Below are 18,854 nucleotides of genomic sequence, written 5' to 3'. Positions count from 1 at the left end.
CTATGGTTGCTCCAGCACTGCCACCCTGCCCCTCGAAGGACAGAGATGCCCGCCAACAAGTCCGGTCCGGCCCCCAAAAAGAAGAAGGGGCGGCGCGGCCGCCTCGTCGCGATCACGGTCGTGCTGCTGCTCGTGGCGGGCGTTGCCTTCGGCGCGTTCTGGGGCGTGAGCACCGTGCGCGCCTCGCTCCCGCAGACCACCGGTTCGCTCAAACTCGCGGGCCTGACCGACCCGGTCGAGGTCAAGCGCGACGCCAACGGCATTCCGCAGATCTACGCCGACACCGACGAGGACCTCTTCCGCGCCCAGGGATACGTCCAGGCCCAGGACCGCTTCTGGGAGATGGACGTCCGGCGGCACATGACGTCCGGCCGGCTCTCCGAGATGTTCGGCAAGGACCAGGTCAGGACCGACTCGTTCCTGCGCACCCTGGGGTGGCACGAGGTCGCGCAGAAGGAATACGACACCAAGCTGTCGCCGAGCACGAAGAAGTACCTCCAGGCGTACTCGGCCGGTGTCAACTCCTACCTCAAGGACCACAAGGGTTCGGCGCTGTCCCTGGAGTACGCGGCACTGGACTTCCAGAACGACTACACGCCGGAGAAGTGGACCCCTGTCGACTCGGTGGCCTGGCTCAAGGCCATGGCCTGGGACCTGCGCGGCAACATGCAGGAAGAGATCGACCGCTCCCTGATGACCAGCCGCTTCACCGAGAAGCAGATCGCCGAGCTGTACCCGGCATACCCGTACAAGCGGAACAAGCCGATAGTCCAGGACGGCGCGGTCGACCCGGTCACCAAGAAGTTCGACCCCAAGGGCAGCACCCCCGCCACCCAGAACGGCGGCGGCACCGGCGCCACCCAGGGCCTCCGGTCCCAGCTCTCCTCGCTCTCCAAGAGCCTCGACGAGATCCCGGCCCTGCTCGGCCCCAACGGCAGCGGCATCGGCTCCAACTCCTGGGTCGTCTCCGGTGACCACACCACCACCGGCAAGCCGCTGCTCGCCAACGACCCGCACCTCGCCCCCCAGATGCCCTCGCTCTGGTACCAGATGGGCCTGCACTGCCGCACCGTTGGACCCAAGTGCGGCTACGACGTCTCCGGCTACACCTTCTCCGGGATGCCCGGCGTCGTCATCGGCCACAACCAGGACATCTCCTGGGGCATGACCAACCTCGGCGCCGACGTCTCCGACCTCTACCTGGAGAAGATCAACGCCGACGGCTACCTCTTCGACGGCAGGCAGCGGCCGTTCCTCACCCGCAAGGAGACCATCAAGGTCGCCGACGGGGCGAGCCACGAGATCACCGTCCGCTCCACCAACAACGGGCCGATAGTCTCCGACCGCAACGACGAGCTGGCCACCGTCGGAAAGGCGGCGCCCGTCGGCAACGCCGCACCCGACCGCGGCGACGGCTACGCCATCTCGCTGCGCTGGACCGCCCTCGATGCCGGCAAGTCCATGGACGCCGTCTTCGAGCTGAACCGCGCCAAGGACTGGACGGACTTCCGCAAGGCCGCGGCCGACTTCGAGGTCCCGTCCCAGAACCTCATCTACGCCGACACCAAGGGCAACATCGGCTACCAGGCGCCCGGCAAAATCCCGGTGCGCGGCGCGGGTGACGGCACCTACCCGGCGCCCGGCTGGGACAAGAAGTACCTCTGGACCGGCTACATCCCGCAGAAGGCCCTGCCCTGGGAGTACAACCCCGACCGCGGCTACATCGTCACCGCCAACCAGGCCGTCGTCGACCAGGACAAGTACCCCTACCTCCTCACCAAGGACTGGGGCTACGGCGCCCGCAGCCAGCGGATCAACGACCTCATCCAGTCGAAGACCAAGGACGGCGGCAAGGTCTCCACGGACGACATGCAGAGCTTCCAGCAGGACAACAGCAGCGAGATCGCCCGGCTGCTGACGCCCTACCTGACGAAGATCGACATCAAGGACAAGTACGTCCGCGACGCCCAGCAGCTGCTGGACGGCTGGGACTTCACCCAGGAGCCCGACTCCGCGGCCGCCGCCTACTTCAACGGCGTCTGGCGCAACCTCCTCAAGCTCGCCTTCGGCAACAAGATGCCCAAGGAACTGCGCGTCGAAGGCCAGTGCCTCAACGTCCGCCCGGCGAACGAGACCGGCCCCGCCGACGACCGCGAAAAGCTGGTGCGCGAATGCGGCGAGCGCGCCCGTGACACCGCCCAGCCCGACGGCGGCGACCGCTGGTACGAGGTGGTCCGCAAGATCCTCGACGACCCCACCAACGCCTGGTGGAAGACCGAGGACCGCCCGGGGCACCCCGGCGACAAGAACCGCGACCAGCTCCTCGCGCACGCCATGAAGGACGCCCGCTACGAGCTGACCGCCAAGCTCGGCAAGAACATCGACAACTGGAGCTGGGGCCGCCTCCACCAGATGTTCCTGAACAACCAGACCCTCGGCACCGACGGACCCGGCATCCTCCAGGGCCTGTTCAACCGCGGCCCGTGGAACGTCGGCGGCGGCGAGGCGGCGGTCAACGCCACCGGCTGGAACGCGGCCGGCGGCTACGGCGTCACCTGGGTGCCCTCCATGCGGATGGTCGTCAACCTCGCCGACCTCGACAAGTCCCGCTGGATCAACCTCACCGGCGCCTCCGGCCACGCCTACGACGCCCACTACTACGACCAGACCGACAAGTGGGCCAAGGGTGAACTGCTCCCCTGGGCCTTCGGCGAGGACGCCGTCAAGAAGGGCGCGAAGGACACCCTGACGCTGACGCCGTGACCCCGTAGCGGCCCCGCCCGGCCTCCCTCCGTCCCTGCGACGGAGGGAGGCCGGGCCGTTTTCCGGCCATCGGATTCCGGCCAATCTCGCCGCCGGTTCGCCGATCCGTCGTCACGCGGCGTATCGACGAAGCGCCCCGCAACGACCGCCGCACCGCGCCGGTCGTGTACCGCCCCCGGACGCAGCTACGCCATGAACCGGTGCGCCCCTACGTCATGAACCGGTACACATCCGTCGGCGTCACCGCCGCGTCCACCGGCCGGTCGTGCGGCTCCGCCGGGACCTCGTCCAGCACCTCGCCGCCGTACAGCAGCACCACCCGGACCGGATGCACCGCGGCCCGCTCCAGCCGCTCCAGCACCCGGTCGTACGAGCCGCCCCCGCGCCCGAGACGCATCCCGTGCCGGTCCACCGCCAGGCCCGGCAGCAGCACCACGTCCGCCTCGGTCACCGCCGCCGGGCCGAGCCGCGGACCGGCCGGCTCCAGCAGCCCCCGCCCGGCCTTCACCAGACCGGCCGCCCCCTCGTACACGGCCCAGTCCAGATCGTTGTCGGGCAGCAGGACCGGCAGCAGCACCCGCCTCCCGGCGTCCCGCAGCCGGTCGAGCAGCGCGCGGGTGGACGGCTCGCGCCCCACCGACACATACGCGGCGACCGTGCCCGCGCCCGCCAGCTCCGGCAGGCCCAGCGCGCGGTCCGCGAGCCCGGCACCTGCCACCGCCGCGCCATCGTCCGGCAATGCGCCCCTCACCTCCAGGAGACGCCGCCGCAACCTGTGTTTCCTATCGTGGTCTGTGCTCACCGTGTGGCCTTGCTCCCGCTCTCAGGCAGTATTCACCGGACACTGATGGTCTTTACCAATGAGCCGGTTATCGTTCTGCGCATGACTCCATCGCATACTCGGATCAGCAAGGCTGTCATCCCGGCAGCCGGCCTCGGCACCCGCTTTCTCCCTGCCACCAAGGCCACACCCAAGGAGATGCTGCCGGTCGTCGACAAGCCCGCCATCCAGTACGTGGTGGAAGAGGCGGCCGCCGCCGGACTCTCCGACGTCCTCATGGTCACCGGCCGCAACAAGCGCCCGCTGGAAGACCACTTCGACCGCAACTACGAACTGGAAGAGGCCCTGCACCGCAAGGGCGACGAGTCCCGCCTCGCCAAGGTCCAGGAATCCAGCGACCTCGCCACCATGCACTACGTCAGGCAGGGCGACCCCAGGGGCCTCGGCCACGCCGTCCTGTGCGCCGCCCCGCACGTCGGCGACCAGCCCTTCGCCGTGCTCCTCGGCGACGACCTCATCGACCCGCGCGACCCGCTGCTCCAGCGCATGGTCGAGGTGCAGGAAGAGCACGGCGGCTCCGTCATCGCCCTCATGGAGGTCGACCCGGCGCAGATCCATCTCTACGGCTGCGCCGCCGCGACCCCCACCGGCGACGACGACCTGGTCGTGGTCTCCGACCTGGTCGAGAAGCCCGCCGTCTCCGAAGCCCCCTCCAACCTCGCCATCATCGGCCGCTACGTCCTGGACCCGGCCGTCTTCGACGTGCTGCGTACGACCGACCCCGGCCGCGGCGGCGAGATCCAGCTGACCGACGCGCTCCAGGCACTGGCCGCCGACCCGTCCCTGGGCGGGCCCGTGCACGGCGTCGTCTTCAAGGGCCGCCGCTATGACACCGGCGACCGTAGCGATTACCTCCGTGCCATTGTCAGACTGGCATGCGAACGTGAGGACCTGGGCCCGGAGTTCCGGACCTGGCTGCGGAGTTACGTCACCGAGGAGTTGTAGGGCTTTGAGCGGCACCACCGACCGGACCAGCCACCAGCACCGCGTCTGGTCGGTGGCCGACCACCTCGACGACGTCCTCTCCAAGATCCATCCCCTGGAGCCGATCGAGCTGCAACTCCTCGACGCCCAGGGCTGCGTCCTGGTGGAGGACGTCACCGTCCCGGTGGCCCTGCCGCCCTTCGACAACAGCTCCATGGACGGCTACGCGGTCCGCGTCGCCGATGTGGCGGGCGCCACCGAGGAGTTCCCCGCCGCGCTCACCGTCATCGGTGACGTCGCGGCGGGCAGCGGCGATCTCCCGGCCGTCGGCCCCGGCGAGGCGGCCCGCATCATGACCGGCGCGCCCCTCCCGCCCGGCGCCGAGGCCGTCGTCCCCGTCGAATGGACCGACGGCGGCAGCGGCCGGGGCCCCGCCGACGGCATGCGGGCGCACAGCGCGGCCCCCGAGGGCGCGTCGGGCGAGGTCCGCGTGCACCGCCCGGTCGCCGCCCGCGCCCACATCCGGGCCCGGGGCAGCGACGTCAGCGCAGGCGAATCCGCGCTGCGCGCCGGCACCGTGCTCGGTCCGTCCCAGATCGGCCTGCTCGCCGCCATCGGCCGCGGCACGGTGCGGGTACGCCCCCGCCCCCGCGTCGTCGTCATGTCGACCGGCAGCGAACTGGTCCAGCCCGGCGAGCCGTTGGGCCCCGGCCAGATCCACGACTCCAACAGCTTCCAGCTCACCGCGGCCGCCCGGGACGCCGGAGCCATCGCCTACCGCGTCGGCGCGGTCGCCGACGACGCCGACACCCTCCGCGCCACCCTGGAGGACCAGCTCATCCGGGCCGACATCCTCGTCACCAGCGGCGGCGTCAGCGTCGGCGCGTACGACGTGGTCAAGGAGACGCTCACCGACCTCTCCGCCGAGGAGGGCACGGTCGAGTTCCGCAAGCTCGCCATGCAGCCGGGCAAGCCCCAGGGCTTCGGCCTCATCGGCCCCGACCGCATCCCGCTGCTGGCCCTGCCCGGCAACCCCGTCAGCTCCTACGTCTCCTTCGAACTGTTCGTCCGCCCCGCCATCCGCGCCCTGATGGGCCTGCCCGACGTGCACCGCCCCACCACCCCGGCGACGTGCACCGATGCCCTCACCTCCTCGCCCGAGGGCCGCCGCCAGTTCCTGCGCGGCGCGTACGACCCGGCCGCCGGCACGGTCACCCCCGTCGGCGGCCCCGGCTCCCACCTCATCAAGGCACTCGCCCACGCCAATGCGCTGATCGTCATCCCCGAGGACACCACCGAGGTCGCCGCGGGCGGCACCGTCGACGTCGTCCTGCTCGGGTAGGGCCTCTCCTCCGGGTCGGGCCGGGGGTACGGTGTCGTCGCACAGGCGGCAGTCCGGACCAGGAGAACGATGAGCAGCGGCCAGCAACACCTCACCCATCTCGACGCGGCGGGCGCGGCCCGTATGGTCGACGTCTCCGCCAAGGACGTCACCGCCCGCACCGCCGTGGCCCGCGGCCGCGTCCTGGTATCGCCGCAGGTCATCGAGTTGCTGCGGGGTGAAGGCGTCCCCAAGGGCGATGCGCTGGCCACCGCCAGGATCGCCGGCATCATGGGCGCCAAACGCACCCCCGACCTGATCCCGCTGTGCCACCCCCTCGCCGTCTCGGGCGTGCAGGTGGACCTCTCGGTCGCCGACGACGCCGTCGAGATCGCCGCCACGGTCAAGACCACCGACCGCACCGGCGTCGAGATGGAAGCCCTCACCGCCGTCTCCGTCGCCGCGCTCACCGTCGTCGACATGATCAAGGCCGTCGACAAGGCCGCGGTCATCTCCGACATCCGCGTCGAGACGAAGACCGGCGGCAAGTCCGGCGACTGGAGCCGGGCATGAGCCCCGCCCCGCGCGCCCTGGTCGTCACCGCCTCCCACCGCGCGGCCGCCGGCGTCTACGCCGACAAGGGCGGCCCGCTGCTCGCCGAGGGCCTGGCCGCCATGGGCTTCACGGTCGACGGGCCGCAGGTCGTCCCGGACGGCGACCCCGTGGAGGCCGCCCTGCGCGCGGCCGTCGCCGACGGCTACGACGTCGTCCTCACCACCGGCGGCACCGGCCTCTCGCCCACCGACCGCACCCCCGAAGCCACCCGCCGGGTCCTGGACCACGACATCCCCGGCATCCCCGAGGCGATCCGCGCCGCAGGCCGTACGAAGGTCCCCACCGCGGCCCTCTCCCGCGGCCTCGCCGGCCTCGCCGGCCACACCCTGATCGTCAACCTCCCCGGCTCGACCGGCGGTGTACGCGACGGCCTCACCGTACTCGCCGACCTCCTCCCGCACGCCGTGGACCAGATCCGCGGCGGCGACCACCCCAGACCCCCGCGGAGCCGGCACTGAACGCGCCCTGGCCGGTCGTCCTGACCGACGGAGAGGTCACCCTCCGGCCGATAAAGCTGCGCGACCAGCGTGACTGGCGCGAGGTCAACCGCCGCAACCGCGACTGGCTGCGCCCCTGGGAAGCCACCGTCCCGCCGCCCCCTCCGGGAATCCCCGCCCCGCACCGACCCACTTACCGTCAGATGGTCCGCCATCTGCGGTCCGAGGCGTATGCCGGCCGCATGCTGCCGTTCGTCGTCGAATACGAGGGCCGGCTCGTCGGCCAACTGACCGTCGCCGGCATCACCTGGGGATCCATGTGCTCGGGCCACATCGGTTACTGGGTGGACCGGGGAGTCGCCGGCCGCGGTGTCATTCCGACCGCCGTCGCACTCGCCGTCGACCACTGCTTCCGCTCCGTGGGACTGCACCGCATCGAGGTGTGCATTCGGCCGGAGAACATCCCCAGCCGCCGCGTCGTGGAAAAGCTCGGCTTTCGCGAGGAGGGCCTGCGGCCGCGCTATCTCCACATCGACGGCGGCTGGCGCGACCACGCGGTATTCGCACTGACCGCGGAAGAGGTGCCCGAGGGGATGCTCCACCGCTGGCGCCGGCAGAAACCCAGCGCACCCCACAAATAAAATAGATGTTCGAATTTATCGCCGTTTCGGCCACATTCGAAGAGTGCTGATCTCAACAATCACAAAAAAAGTTCGAGATATCAGCCAGATCGTGCGACACACCGGCTCAATTGGCGGATGGCCCCGCGCAAACCCCTCTACCGTGTGAGTTGTGAGAAGCAGCGGCCTCATCTACGCAGTCATCGTCGGGGCCTGGGCTGCCTATTTGGTGCCGATGTGGCTCCGTAGGCAGGACGAACTGAACGAGGCGCGTCCCACCGAGCGCTTCAGCACTGCCATCCGACTCCTGTCGGGACGCGCGGCCATGCAGCGGCGTTACGACAAGGGGCAGGAAGAGTGTCCCTCCGACGATGCCGCCGACGAGCAGGACCCGGACTACGCGGCCGAAGAGGCCGACCTCCGGGCCTTCGACGACCCCGCGACCGAATCCCGCGCCCGGGTCGCCGCCCCGCCGCACCCCTCCGTCGCCGAACGCACCAAGCGCGCCAAGGTCCTGGCCCGGCGCCGGCGCACCATCACGATCCTCTTCCTGGCCTTCACCATCGGCGCCGTCGTGGCCGCTGTCGGCGGTATCGCCTTCCTCTGGGCGCCCGCCCTGCCCGCCCTCCTCCTGAGCGCGTACATCATTTACCTGCGCACCCAGGAGCGCCGCCGCTTCACCTTCACCATGGACCAGCGCAAGGCGGAGGCGGCAGCCAAGCGACTGCGGGAGGGCAGGCCCCACCCTCAGCGGGCGGCCGACGAGCCGCCCGCCGACGACCGCCCAGCCGCCCACCGCGCTGACGCTCCCGCCGAGCCCGCCCCTGAGCCGCGCCCCGAGCCCGCCCAGGCCGCGGGCCGCCGTGCCCTCGTCGAGGAGACCGACCACGCCGAGTGGGTCGATCAGCAGCGCGAACGCGAACGCCCGCGTCCGGTCTCCGGCACCTGGGAGCCGGTTCCGGTCCCGCTTCCCACCTACGTCACCGCCCCGGTCGCCCCGCGCGCCACCAGCCATGTCGACCTGGAAGCCGACGACGCCTGGAGCTCCGCCCGCTCCAGCGCCGCCGCCGACCGCCCCGGCACCCCGCAGCAGGACCGCCCCGACGATGCCACCCGCCGCCCGGCAGGACCCGGTCGCCGCACCCGGGGCCGTACCCCGCTCTTCGACCAGTACGCGAACCCGTCGCCGGCCGCCGACCGCGACTCCGGATACCCCGACGACCTCGACCGGCCGCGCGCCGCGAACGAGTAGCCATCCGCTGACCAGCACCGGAAGCGATTTCCGAGCACCGCCGACGAGATGCTAGAGTTTCACTCGTCGCAAGGGCCTGTGGCGCAGCTGGTAGCGCACCTCGTTCGCAACGAGGGGGTCAGGGGTTCGAATCCCCTCAGGTCCACCGCACGCAAAGCCCCCACCGGGATTACCCGGTGGGGGCTTTGACGTGCAGTACGGCAGGGGCCGCACGTGCGGAGGTTTATTGCGGCTCCAGGCACAGGGCGGAATGGGTGTGGCGGCCGCCCCAGCTTTCCTGGGTGCGCCACAGGACGTGGATGCCGAAGACGTCGTGGACGGTGTCGGCCGACCAGTTCTCGGCGGGGGGTTCGCAGAGGACCAGGTAGAGGCTGTCGGCCGGGGTGGGGAGGGTGTGGTTGATTTCGAGGAGGCGGGTGGCTCCGGCGCGGAGGTCCGGGTAGGTGGAGCAGCCGGAGCCCAGGACTTCGTAGAGGTACAGGCCGTCGGAGGTGGCGCAGCTGACGTCGATGACGGGGGAGTCGGTGGGCTGGAGGTCGGCCCAGAGCAGGGCCGACTTCAGGGCGTGGCGTACGGCCTCGTGCTTCTTGCTGGTGCGGTCGGCGGCGGCCGCGGTTTCCAGGGCGCGGTGGAAAGCCTCCTTCGTGGTCACGGCCGGTGCGGCGGGGGCTTCTTCGACGGTGGGCACGGGTGCGGTTTCCTTCTGGTCGGGCTGGGGTGCGGGGGCGGGTTCGGGCGCGGCGGCGAGGCGGGTGGCGAGGGTTGCCCGTGCTGCGGCCAGGGCCGGGGCCCAGCCGGATGCCGTCAGTTCGTCCCGTAGGCGGCCGGTGTCCAGTGCGTCGTCCTTGAGTGCGCGGTGGGTGCTTGCGGCGAGGTCGCGCAGGGCGCCCAGGCGTTGCCGGTCGGGGGAGCCGAGCAGGCGCCGTACTGCCACCCAGTCCGCCTGGTCGCGGCGGAGGACGCGGTGGGCCATGCCCTGGAGTTCGGAGAGGCGGGCGCGGGGGTTTTCTGTGGTGCTGCCGTCGGTCAGCAGCTCGTCGAGGACGCCGAGGGCCGCTGCGTAGCGTTCCGCCATTTTGGGGGAGATGGGGCGGCGGCCGCGCTGGTCGGTGGTGAGGACGCTGTGGTTCGTCTCGTTGGCGAAGACCCAGCAGGTCAGTTCGTCGCCCGCGCGCGGGGGGACCGAGCCGTGCCGGACGGCCAGGACCAGGGGGCGGTCCATCTCCGGGGAGAGGGCCTTGACCTTGTAGCGGCCGCCGGGGCGCGGGCCGATGACCTGGACGCGGAGGTCGGCGCCGATCTCGGGGAGGTCTTCCTGCGCGGGGCCGGGGCCGGGGCCGGGCGCGGTGGGCGGCGGGACGGTGGCGTTGTCGGTGGTGGTGAGGGCTTCCGGGAGCGGGGCGGTGTGCAGCACGGTCAGGCTCTGGGTGCTGCGGGTGAGGGCGACGTAGAGCTGGCGCAGGCCGGCCGGGCCGCGGTCGGCGATGGTGGCCGGTTCGACGACGAGGACGTGGTCGTACTCCATGCCCTTGGCCTGCGCGGCGGCCAGGACGGACACCGCCTCGCGGCCCTGCCGGGTGAGGTCGGCGCTCTCGTCGAGGTGGCGGCCGATCTCGTCGAGCCAGCCCGAGTCGTCGGGGACGATGACGGCGACCGAGCGCAGGGTGCGCCCGTCGCTGGTGCCCACCAGGCGGATGGCCTGGGTGACGGTGTCGTCGAGGAGCTTCCACGGTTCGGTGGCCAGGGTCCGTACCGCGTCGTCGCCCGCGTTGCGGACGGCCTGGGGGTAGGGCAGTGCGGGGGCGACGGCGCGGGCCAGGGGTGCGACGAACGCCATGATTTCGGCCGGTACGCGGTAGCTGGTGTGCAGTTCGGCGATCCGCCAGTCGCCGTGGTCGGAGAGCAGCGTGCCGAGGCGGTCCCAACTGGTGGGGGTGTGGGGGCCGGTGGCCTGGGCGAGGTCGCCGAGTACCGTCATCGAGCCGTTGGCCGCGCAGCGGCGGCGCAGTGCGCGGGCCTGCATGGGGGTGAGGTCCTGTGCCTCGTCGACGACGATGTGGCCGTAGCGCTGCGGGACTTCGCCGGCGATGAGGTAGCGGAGTTCTTCGAGGCAGACGTGGTCGTCGAGGGTCCAGGGGTCGTCGTCGGCGGAGGCTCCCCGGGGGCGGTGCAGGGCCGCCTGTTCGGTGGCGTCGAGGAGGCCGGCGGCGCAGGTGCGGACGAGATCGGGCGAGTCGTAGAGGCTGCGCAGGGCTTCCCTGGCACCCGGTGACGGCCAGACGCGGTCGATGAGCTGTCCGACGCGGCGGTTGCGTTCCAGGTCGCGGCGGATGGTGCCGTCGCGGCTGCGGCGCGGGGCGGCCAGGACGAGTTCCTGCAGGAGCCGGTCGACGAGCAGGCTGCGGAAGCGGTCGCGGCGTTCGCGGTAGGCGCCGCTGCCGCCGCGGGCCTCGTCGAGGAGGGCGAGGACCGCGGAGCGCGGGATCCGCAGGGTGGTGCTTCCCGCGGTGACGGTGAACGCCGGTTCGTCGCCCTCGTAGGCGGGGGGCGCGGTGAGGGTGTCGAGGGCTTCGGGGCGGCAGGCGTGTTCGACGCGGCGCCGGAGGACGGCCGCCATCCGTTCGTCCGACTTCACCTCGCGGGTCTGCGGGGTGTCGGTGCCCAGGATTTCGCCGTCCCACAGCCGGGTCAGCTGGACGGCGTTGACGTTGCGGGTGCCGAGGGTGGGCAGGACGTGGCCGACGTAGTCCAGAAACCGCTGGTGCGGGCCGACGACGAGGATGTCCTGGGCGTGGAAGTGGCCGTTGTCGACGAGCCAGGTGACGCGGTGCAGGCCGACGGCCGACTTGCCGGTGCCGGGGCCGCCCTGGATGACGAGGACGTCGGTGGGCGACTCCGTGACCAGGGCCATCTGGTCGCGGCGGATCGTCTCGACGATGTCGCGCATCCGGCCGCTGCGGGAGCGCTGGAGTTCGCGCAGGAGGAAGTCGTCGGGCTGCTGGGGCTTGGGGCGTCGCTTGCGGGGGACGGCCGCGGGGGCGGGCGTTTCGGGTACCGGCGCGGCTTCGGGGGGTGTCGGGCGTTCGGCGCCGGTGCGGTCTTCGGCGGGCGGCCGCGGTGCCGGGACGGGGGCGGCGACGGCGATCTCGTCGAAGTAGTCCTGGACCACGTGCCGGTCGCACCGCAGTTGCCGCCGCAGCAGCACCTCGCCGGGGGCTTCGGGCAGCGCGTCGGACCACTGTTTCGCGAGCTTGCTGGTCCACAGCACGACGACGGTGTCGCGGGTGCGGACGTCGGAGACGGCGCGCCTGCCGACGTAGAAAGGCGTGGGCTCCGCCTTCACGTCGACGCGGCTGATGACCAGCGATTCGTTGCCGAGGCCGTCGTACGCGGCCGCCCGTTCCTGGGCGCCGAGCCGGTTGGCGACGCTGTCCTTGCCGCTCGCCGACGCCAACGCGACGGGGTTTCCCTCCAGTTCGTCCAGCCGCGCTCTGTAGCAGTCGTAGGCGCGGTCCACCGCCTTCTGCTCGATGGCGATGATCTCGTCGCGCGTGGTGGTGCTCATGTCCATCCCCTCCCTTGCGGCGCCCCAGAGGTCGCTGCGACGGGCGCAGGCCCGTCCCCCGGTGAAAAGGACTACCAGAGTCACGGGGGCCGGGTGGCGGGAACCGGTCAGGGGGCCGGAAGGGGAGGGGCGGTGCGTCAGGGCGTGCGGTGCTCCACGGCGCGGACGACCGCCTGCGTACCGTGTTCGGTGGCCATGCGGCGGGCGGCTTCGGTGGTGCGGGTGCGCAGGGCGGGGTCCGTGGTGGCGCGGACGAGGGCGTCGGCCAGCCGGTCGGCGGCCGCTTCGTCGGACAGGTCGGCGAAGGGGATCGGCGCGGTCGCGGCGCCCACGGACGCCAACCGGGCGGCCCAGAAGGGCTGATCGGCGGTGACCGGGACCGGGACGGCGGGCACGCCGGCCCGTAGCCCGGCCGCTGCGGTGCCCGCGCCCGCGTGGTGGACGACGGCGGCGGTGCGGGGGAAGAGGAGCGCGTGCGGGACCTCGCCGATGGTGAGGATGTCGGGGGAGTGCGCGGGGCGGGCATCTGCGGTGAGGCCGGCCCAGCCGGACTGGAGGATGCCGCGGATCTTGGCGCGGCGCAGCGCCCGTACGGCGAGTGCGCCGAGCCGTTCGCCCTGGCCCGCCGCCATGCTGCCGAAGCTGATGAAGACCGGCGGCGGGCCGGCGGCGAGGAAGTCCTCAAGGGCGGCGGGGAGTTGGGTGTCCCGGTCGTGCCAGGGCCACCAGTTGCCGACGATGTCGAGGCCGGGGCGCCAGTCGGCGGGCCGCTGCACCAGGACCTCGCTGAATCCGTGCAGGGCCGGCTGCCCGGCCGTCTCGGTGCGGCGGCGTACCGCGCCGGGTGTGGCGGGCGGCAGGCCGAGGCGGGCGCGCAGGTCGCGGGAGGCGTCGGCGTAGAGGCGGTCGACGATGCGGAGCGAGAAGCGGCCCGCGGCGCGGTTGCCGAGGCGGCCCAGGGAGCGGCCGCCGGCCATGACCGGGGCGAAGTCGCCGGTGGGCGCGGTGGGTTGGAGGGGGAGGTCGAGTGCGGGGATGCCGTGCGCCTCGCACAGGTCGCGGCCGAGCGGTGCGGTGGTGGTGGACAGCAGCAGGAGTTCCGTGCCGGGGGTGACGGCGTCGGCGATGCCGGTGCCCAGTTCCTGGAGGAAGGCGGCGGCGGTGCGCATCAGGGCCCGCTTGCTGCCGGATGCGAGGTTCGGCGGGGGTGTTGCCTGGGCGTCCGGGCCGGTCTCGGGGCGGCGGGCGCGCGGGTCGGCGGGCAGCCGGCGGAATTCCAGGCCCGCGGCACGTACCAGTGGGGCGAAGGTGTCGTGGGTGGCGAGTGTGACCTCGTGGCCCGCCGCGGTGAGGGCGGCGCCGACGCCGGTGTAGGGGGCGATGTCGCCGTACGAGCCGGCGGCCGTGATCAGGATCTTCATCGTGCGTCCCGGGGGGTGGTGTCGTCGGCGGGCGGTTCCGGTGCGGCCTCGGGCGCTTCCGCCTGGCGTACCGCGTTGGCGTGCACGGCGGTGCTGAGGTATCCGGCGAGGCCGGGGCGCTGTTCGGACGGCGGGACGATCAGGGCGAAGGCGCGGGGGTCGGCGGCGAAGTCGTCGGCGATCCGGCCGTGCATGTCGGTGGGGCAGGGGGTGAACCAGCGGGTGAGGTGACTGCGGTGGTCTTCGGCGAGGTCCATCGCCGTCGGCCCTTCCGGTGGTTCGCCGGCGTCGAAGGCCGCCAGGAGGCGCTGTCGCCACTGCGTGGCCTCGGCCATGATCCGTGCCCAGTCCTCCTTGGAGTGTGTACCGGCCCGCGCCATCGACCGCCGGTAGCCCTCGCTGTGCTGCTTCTTCCGGTGGGCGTCGGTGGCGTAGCTGAGGTCGAAGGCGACCTCGCCGAACACCTCGAAGCGCTCCTCGGGCGTCAGCCGCACCCCGGTCTGCTGGACCTCCATGGCCTGTTCGGCGACCTCGACCAGCCGTTGCAGCTTGGCGATCTGTTCGTTGAGGAGGCGGTGGCGGGCGCGCAGGTGGTCGAGTACGTCGGCCTGCGGGTCGGCGATGATCGTGGCGATCTCGTCGAGCGGGAAGCCCAACTCCCGGTAGAACAGGATCTGTTGCAGCCTGACGAGATCGGACTCGCTGTAGAGGCGGTAGCCGGCCGGGCTGCGGTCGCTGGGGGAGAGCAGGCCGGCCTTGTCGTAGTGGTGCAGCGTGCGCACCGTGATACCGGCGAATCCGGATACCTGGCCGACCGGGTAACTCATCGCGGCAGCGCCTTTCGTCTGGGGCCGTCCCGGCCCGTCACCTGCTCGGGGCTCAGACTGCGGCCTGACGTGGGGGGAGGGTCAACCAGGGTGCCGGGGGACGGGCATGGAACGCCGGGGCCGGGGGCGCCGGACGCGCTGCGGGGCGGGGCGCACCCGCCGCCCCGCCCCGCCCCGCAGCCTTCCGGTCCCCTCACGCCCCCGGGTACCTGTCCTCCAGCACCGAGTTCAGCAGCGCCTGTACGTCCTCGCGGGCGAGGCCCTCCTCGTGGGCGCGGTCCATCCAGGAACGCAACTCCTCGCGCAGCAGCGCGTCCGCGGCCGACTTGGGCCGGGCGAGCGTGCGGCTGACGAAGGTGCCAAGGCCGGGCCGCGGCTCGACCAGGCCCTCCCGCTCCAGCTCCCGGTACGCCTTCAGGGTGGTGTTCGGATTGACCTTGGTGGTGGCGGCGACCTGTGCGGCCGTCGGCAGCCTGTCGCCCTCCACCAGGATGCCCAGCCGCAGCGCCTGCTGGACCTGCTGGACGATCTGGAGGTAGGTGGCGACGCCGCTGCGGCGGTCGATACGGAACTCGACCACGCTCACCACCTCTCCACCTCGTCCGCCCGCGCGGCGCGTGCACTCCGCGCCGGACGGGCCGTGCTGTCCGACCGCTTGATGATCGGTGTGCCCGTACCGGGTGTCAAAGCGCCGTCCCGGCCGGGTCTCAGAGCGGCCGCCGGCGGGCCCGCCAGATGACGAACGCCAGGGCCGCCACGGTCAGTGCCAGCAGGATCCCCGCGCCCAGCCACTGCATCCCCGTCATCTGTCCGTAGTCGAAGTACTGGGTCACGCGGTTGACGATGCCCAGCTTTGCCCGGCAGGCACCGGTTTCGTCGTCGTTGCAGGTGCTGATGCCGAAGAGGTCGCCGCCCGCGGTGGAGAGCCAGTCGTCGATCCGGATGGATCCGGGCGGCAGGTCGGGGCCGTCGCCGTCGTACGGGTAGACGGAGTCGCGGAGCGTGCCGAGCTGGTGGCGCACCTTCGCCGCCCAGATGACGCTGAAGACCGCGGCGAAGACGGCGGTGACGGCCATCGCCGTCACGACCCGCTTCGCCAGCATGCCGATGGCGATGCCGCAGACCGTGAAGAGCAGGGTCCGCGCGGGCAGGACCGGCCCTGTGCTCTCGAAGATGCCGCTGTCCAGCCAGTCGCCGAAGGCGGCGATTTCGTGGGCGGGTGCCCACATCCAGTGGAAGACGACCGACAGCAGGGTGGTGCACACCACCACGACGGCCAGCGGCAGCACGAGGGTGGCGGTGATCCACCGGGCGCGGCTCGCGGACTGCGTGGTGACCAGCTTGAGCGTGCCGTGCTCCTGCTCGCCGGCGATCAGCGGGGCGCCGAGGAAGACGCCGACGATGCCGGGCAGGAAGGTCAGGAACGCGAGGTCGAACTTGAACGTCGAGTTGAACCGGTTCTGGAACTCTTCGGCCTGCTGCCCGTCCAGGTCGGGGGCGCTCCTGCCGCCGAGGAAGTCCATGATCCCCATGCGCTGGTACGCGAAGACCGCGCAGGCCACGACGGTGATCAGCAGGCCGAGGCGGAGGGCTGCGCGGTGTCGCCGCCAGACCAGCCAGGGGAGCTTGTGCAGCAGCTCGCGCCGGGCGCCGGACGCCGCGGAACCGCCGTCCGGCGCCACGGCCCGCTCCGTACGCGACGGGCTCGCCGCCTGTGTGGTGCCGCTCATGCCGCGGCCGCACGGGGGCCGTCGAGCCGCGCCTCGTCCGCGATCATCGTGGGCGCTTCGGGCGACCGCAGGTAGGCCAGCAGCACCTCTTCCATGCTGGGCGACTGCGCCTCCCAGCTGTCGGAGAGCGGGCCGCCGGGCCGGATGAGTGCGGTGAACTGCCGCCCGGTGACCCGGGATTCGACGACGGTGTGCCGCCGGGTCAGTTCCTCCGGCACGCCGTCACCGGCGGCCACGCCGGTCACCAGGGTGTGCGCGGGCACCAGTTCGTCGGTCCCGCCCGCCATCCGCAGCCGGCCCTCGGCGAGGACGAGGAGGTAGTCACACATGTCCTCCATCTCGGAGAGCATGTGGGACGACATCAGCACGGTCGTGCCGTGCTCGGCGGCCTCGGCCATCAGCAGGCCGGACATCTCGTGCCGGGCCAGCGGGTCGAGGTCGGACATCGGCTCGTCGAGCAGCAGCAGATCGGGGCGTTTGCCGAAGGCCAGCGCGAAGGCGACGCGGGTGCGCTGGCCGCCGGAGAGGGTGCCGATCCGGGCGGTGAGGGGGACGTTGCCCGCCCGCACGATCCGCTCGGCCAGGGCCTGGTCCCAGCGCGGGTTCAGCTCGCGGCCCAGGCGCAGCGTCTCGGCCACCGTGAAGCGGGGGTAGAGCGGCTTGTCCTGCGCGAGGAAGGCGACCCGTTCGAGAACGGCCGGATCGGACACCGGCACGCCGAAGAGCCGCAGGCTGCCGGTCGTCGGCTGCACGAGCCGGGTCGCGGAGCCGAGAAAGGTGCTCTTGCCCGCGCCGTTGGGGCCGACCAACGCGCAGATGTGGCCGGCGCCGAGACGGAACGAGCAGTCCCGCAGCGCCCAGCCGCGGCGGTACTTCTTCCCCAGACCTTCGGCCTCGATCGCCCATGGGCTCGGGTCGCTCACCTGGATCCCCCCTTTAGCTAGTTGATTAGTGGAATGAGTATGGGGAGCGGCCCGGAGCCCTGTCAAACAACGCACGGAGGAGGGCGCAGGCCGGGGCGCCGGACACCCGGTCAGCAGGCGGTCGTCAGATCCTTGGTCATGCAGCGGCTGTCCTCGTACGCCCGGAACAGCCCGAACTTCTCCGCCTTCGGGACCATCCGGTACCCGCACGACGCGTACAGGGCGAGGGCCTCGGGCTGCTCGGTGCCGGTCTCCAGCACCATCCGCGTGCGTCCGGCCGCCCGCGCGTCCGTCTCCAGCGCCGCCAGGATGCGCCGCGCGAGCCCGCGCCCACGGGCCCGGTCGACCACGAACATCCGCTTGATCTCGGCGTCCCCCGGCGCGTACCCCTCGGCCGCGTCCTCCTGGACCCGCCAGCCGCCGGTGGCCAGCGGGCGCCCGCCGTCGTACGCCAGCAGGTAGGCGCCGCGCGGCGGCACGAACATCGCCGCATCCAGCGGCGTGATGTCACCCTCGCCGTAGCGCCGCACGTACTCCTGCTGCACCAGGGCATCGAGTGTGACCGCGTCGGGGTGGTCGTAACGAACGGGGACTATCTCCATTCCGGAAAGCGTACGGGTGTACGAGCGGGAGCGGGAGGCACCCGGCGCGATGCCCGGTCCGCGGCGGCGGCTCGGTATCGTGCCGGGATGCTCACCGTGACGACCGTGAATGTGAATGGGCTGCGCGCCGCCGCCAAGAAGGGCTTCGTGCCGTGGCTCGCGGAGACCGGCGCTGACGTGCTGTGTCTCCAGGAAGTACGGGCCGAGCCCGGCCAGCTGCCCGACGAGGTACGCGAGCCCGCCGGCTGGCACGTCGTGCACGCACCGGCCGCGGCCAAGGGGCGGGCCGGTGTGTCCCTCTACACACGTCGGGAGCCGGACCGGGTCCAGGTGGGATTCGGCTCGGCGGAGTTCGACGGGAGCGGGCGGTACGTCGAGGCGGACCTGCCCGGCGTGACCGTGGCCTCCCTCTACCTGCCATCCGGCGAGGTCGGCACCGACCGCCAGGACGAGAAGGAACGCTTCCTGGCGGAATTCCTCCCCTACCTCGTCGACCTGCGCACCCGCTCGGCCGCCGACGGCCGCGAGGTCGTGGTCTGCGGCGACTGGAACATCGCCCACCAGGAGGCCGACCTGAAGAACTGGAAGGCCAACCGCAAGAAGGCCGGCTTCCTCCCCGAGGAGCGCGCCTGGCTGACCGACGTCCTCACGGAGTCGTCCGGCGGATACGTCGACGTCGTCCGCGCCCTGCACCCGGACACCGAGGGCCCGTACTCATGGTGGTCGTACCGCGGCCGGGCCTTCGACAACGACGCGGGCTGGCGCATCGACTACGCCATGGCGACGCCGGGCCTGGCACGGCGCGCACTGAAGGCATCCGTGGAACGGGCCGCCTCACACGAGGAACGGTGGAGCGATCATGCGCCGGTTACGGTGACCTTCGACGTGTGACGAGCGTCCGCACTGTGAGGCCGTGCCGTCGGCGGGGGCTCTGGTTCACCCGGCATCGCGCATAGCCGCGTTCGTGCACGGACGGCGCTTCCCGAGCCTCGTACGGTCATGCTCGACAGGCC

16 protein-coding genes and 1 tRNA gene are annotated in these 18,854 nt (G+C 72.0%); 9 read left to right on the top strand and 8 right to left on the bottom strand.

Annotated elements, in window-relative coordinates; all coding sequences use genetic code 11:
* Positions 1–45: 45 nt before the first annotated feature.
* A complete protein-coding gene (locus tag LIU39_RS09615; RefSeq protein ID WP_227046193.1) occupies positions 46–2,763 on the top strand; it encodes a penicillin acylase family protein in 2,718 nt (905 codons plus the stop codon).
* Positions 2,764–2,971: 208 nt separating this feature from the next.
* On the opposite strand, the gene LIU39_RS09610 is transcribed toward LIU39_RS09615, so the two are convergent.
* Positions 2,972–3,565 (bottom strand): 5-formyltetrahydrofolate cyclo-ligase, encoded by a 594-nt coding sequence (locus tag LIU39_RS09610; RefSeq protein ID WP_227046192.1) that lies wholly within the window; start codon positions 3,563–3,565, stop codon positions 2,972–2,974.
* Positions 3,566–3,646: 81 nt separating this feature from the next.
* On the opposite strand from LIU39_RS09610, the gene galU reads away from it, so the two are divergent.
* From galU to LIU39_RS09575, 7 genes are all read left to right on the top strand, one after another.
* Positions 3,647–4,549, top strand: a complete 903-nt coding sequence (galU, locus tag LIU39_RS09605; protein ID WP_227046191.1) for a UTP--glucose-1-phosphate uridylyltransferase GalU — start codon at positions 3,647–3,649, stop codon at positions 4,547–4,549.
* Between the two features lie 4 nt (positions 4,550–4,553).
* Positions 4,554–5,870, top strand: coding sequence for a molybdotransferase-like divisome protein Glp (glp, locus tag LIU39_RS09600; protein WP_227046190.1), 1,317 nt, complete (start codon positions 4,554–4,556; stop codon positions 5,868–5,870).
* Between the two features lie 69 nt (positions 5,871–5,939).
* A complete protein-coding gene (gene moaC / locus LIU39_RS09595) occupies positions 5,940–6,422 on the top strand; it encodes a cyclic pyranopterin monophosphate synthase MoaC (protein WP_227046189.1) in 483 nt (160 codons plus the stop codon).
* Complete coding sequence (locus tag LIU39_RS09590; RefSeq protein WP_227046188.1) at positions 6,419–6,922, top strand: MogA/MoaB family molybdenum cofactor biosynthesis protein; 504 nt, start codon at positions 6,419–6,421, stop codon at positions 6,920–6,922. The genes moaC and LIU39_RS09590 overlap by 4 nt, the downstream gene beginning before the upstream one ends.
* Positions 6,919–7,542 carry a GNAT family N-acetyltransferase gene (locus LIU39_RS09585; protein WP_227046226.1) on the top strand — a complete coding sequence of 208 codons (624 nt, stop codon included), beginning with the start codon at positions 6,919–6,921 and terminating at the stop codon, positions 7,540–7,542. The genes LIU39_RS09590 and LIU39_RS09585 overlap by 4 nt, the downstream gene beginning before the upstream one ends.
* Positions 7,543–7,693: 151 nt before the next feature.
* Complete coding sequence (gene sepX, locus LIU39_RS09580; protein WP_227046187.1) at positions 7,694–8,773, top strand: divisome protein SepX/GlpR; 1,080 nt, start codon at positions 7,694–7,696, stop codon at positions 8,771–8,773.
* Between the two features lie 72 nt (positions 8,774–8,845).
* Positions 8,846–8,918, top strand: a tRNA-Ala gene (locus tag LIU39_RS09575).
* A 78-nt stretch (positions 8,919–8,996) separates the two neighbouring features.
* Here LIU39_RS09575 and LIU39_RS09570 read toward each other — a convergent pair.
* The 7 genes from LIU39_RS09570 to LIU39_RS09540 form a co-directional block, all read right to left on the bottom strand.
* Positions 8,997–12,338, bottom strand: a complete 3,342-nt coding sequence (locus LIU39_RS09570; RefSeq protein ID WP_227046186.1) for a HelD family protein — start codon at positions 12,336–12,338, stop codon at positions 8,997–8,999.
* Between the two features lie 137 nt (positions 12,339–12,475).
* A complete protein-coding gene (locus LIU39_RS09565) occupies positions 12,476–13,759 on the bottom strand; it encodes a glycosyltransferase (RefSeq protein ID WP_227046185.1) in 1,284 nt (427 codons plus the stop codon).
* Complete coding sequence (locus LIU39_RS09560) at positions 13,756–14,586, bottom strand: MerR family transcriptional regulator (RefSeq protein WP_227046184.1); 831 nt, start codon at positions 14,584–14,586, stop codon at positions 13,756–13,758. The genes LIU39_RS09565 and LIU39_RS09560 overlap by 4 nt, the downstream gene beginning before the upstream one ends.
* A 193-nt stretch (positions 14,587–14,779) precedes the next feature.
* On the bottom strand, positions 14,780–15,175 hold the full coding sequence (locus LIU39_RS09555; protein WP_227046183.1) for a GntR family transcriptional regulator: 396 nt from the start codon (positions 15,173–15,175) through the stop codon (positions 14,780–14,782).
* Positions 15,176–15,293: 118 nt separating this feature from the next.
* Entirely contained in the window at positions 15,294–16,316 is a 1,023-nt protein-coding gene (locus LIU39_RS09550) for an ABC-2 membrane transporter-related protein (protein WP_227046182.1), read from the bottom strand.
* Entirely contained in the window at positions 16,313–17,239 is a 927-nt protein-coding gene (locus LIU39_RS09545) for an ABC transporter ATP-binding protein (protein WP_227046181.1), read from the bottom strand. Before LIU39_RS09545 ends, LIU39_RS09550 begins: the two co-directional genes overlap by 4 nt.
* Before the next feature lie 110 nt (positions 17,240–17,349).
* The gene (locus tag LIU39_RS09540) at positions 17,350–17,841 is read right to left on the bottom strand and encodes a GNAT family N-acetyltransferase (RefSeq protein WP_227046180.1); all 492 of its coding nucleotides are present in this window, start codon (positions 17,839–17,841) and stop codon (positions 17,350–17,352) included.
* 87 nt (positions 17,842–17,928) lie between these two features.
* Here LIU39_RS09540 and LIU39_RS09535 point away from each other — a divergent pair, with 87 nt between their 5' ends.
* Positions 17,929–18,732 (top strand): exodeoxyribonuclease III, encoded by an 804-nt coding sequence (locus LIU39_RS09535; RefSeq protein ID WP_227046179.1) that lies wholly within the window; start codon positions 17,929–17,931, stop codon positions 18,730–18,732.
* Positions 18,733–18,854: the final 122 nt, after the last annotated feature.

The organism is Streptomyces pinistramenti, assembly GCF_020564935.1.
In the GTDB taxonomy this organism is placed as follows: Bacteria; Actinomycetota; Actinomycetes; order Streptomycetales; family Streptomycetaceae; genus Streptomyces; species Streptomyces pinistramenti.
This window is presented reverse-complemented; position numbering and strand designations above follow the sequence as displayed.

Bases quoted from the DNA above. Each gene is read 5' to 3' on its own strand.
- LIU39_RS09540 (WP_227046180.1), bottom strand. From the start codon at position 17,841: ATGGAGATAGTCCCCGTTCGTTACGACCACCCCGACGCGGTCACACTC.
- moaC (WP_227046189.1), top strand. From the start codon at position 5,940: ATGAGCAGCGGCCAGCAACACCTCACCCATCTCGACGCGGCGGGCGCG.
- LIU39_RS09560 (WP_227046184.1), bottom strand. From the start codon at position 14,586: ATGAGTTACCCGGTCGGCCAGGTATCCGGATTCGCCGGTATCACGGTG.
- LIU39_RS09550 (WP_227046182.1), bottom strand. From the start codon at position 16,316: ATGAGCGGCACCACACAGGCGGCGAGCCCGTCGCGTACGGAGCGGGCC.
- LIU39_RS09570 (WP_227046186.1), bottom strand. From the start codon at position 12,338: ATGAGCACCACCACGCGCGACGAGATCATCGCCATCGAGCAGAAGGCG.
- LIU39_RS09590 (WP_227046188.1), top strand. From the start codon at position 6,419: ATGAGCCCCGCCCCGCGCGCCCTGGTCGTCACCGCCTCCCACCGCGCG.
- galU (WP_227046191.1), top strand. From the start codon at position 3,647: ATGACTCCATCGCATACTCGGATCAGCAAGGCTGTCATCCCGGCAGCC.
- LIU39_RS09615 (WP_227046193.1), top strand. From the start codon at position 46: ATGCCCGCCAACAAGTCCGGTCCGGCCCCCAAAAAGAAGAAGGGGCGG.
- LIU39_RS09535 (WP_227046179.1), top strand. From the start codon at position 17,929: ATGCTCACCGTGACGACCGTGAATGTGAATGGGCTGCGCGCCGCCGCC.
- LIU39_RS09565 (WP_227046185.1), bottom strand. From the start codon at position 13,759: ATGAAGATCCTGATCACGGCCGCCGGCTCGTACGGCGACATCGCCCCC.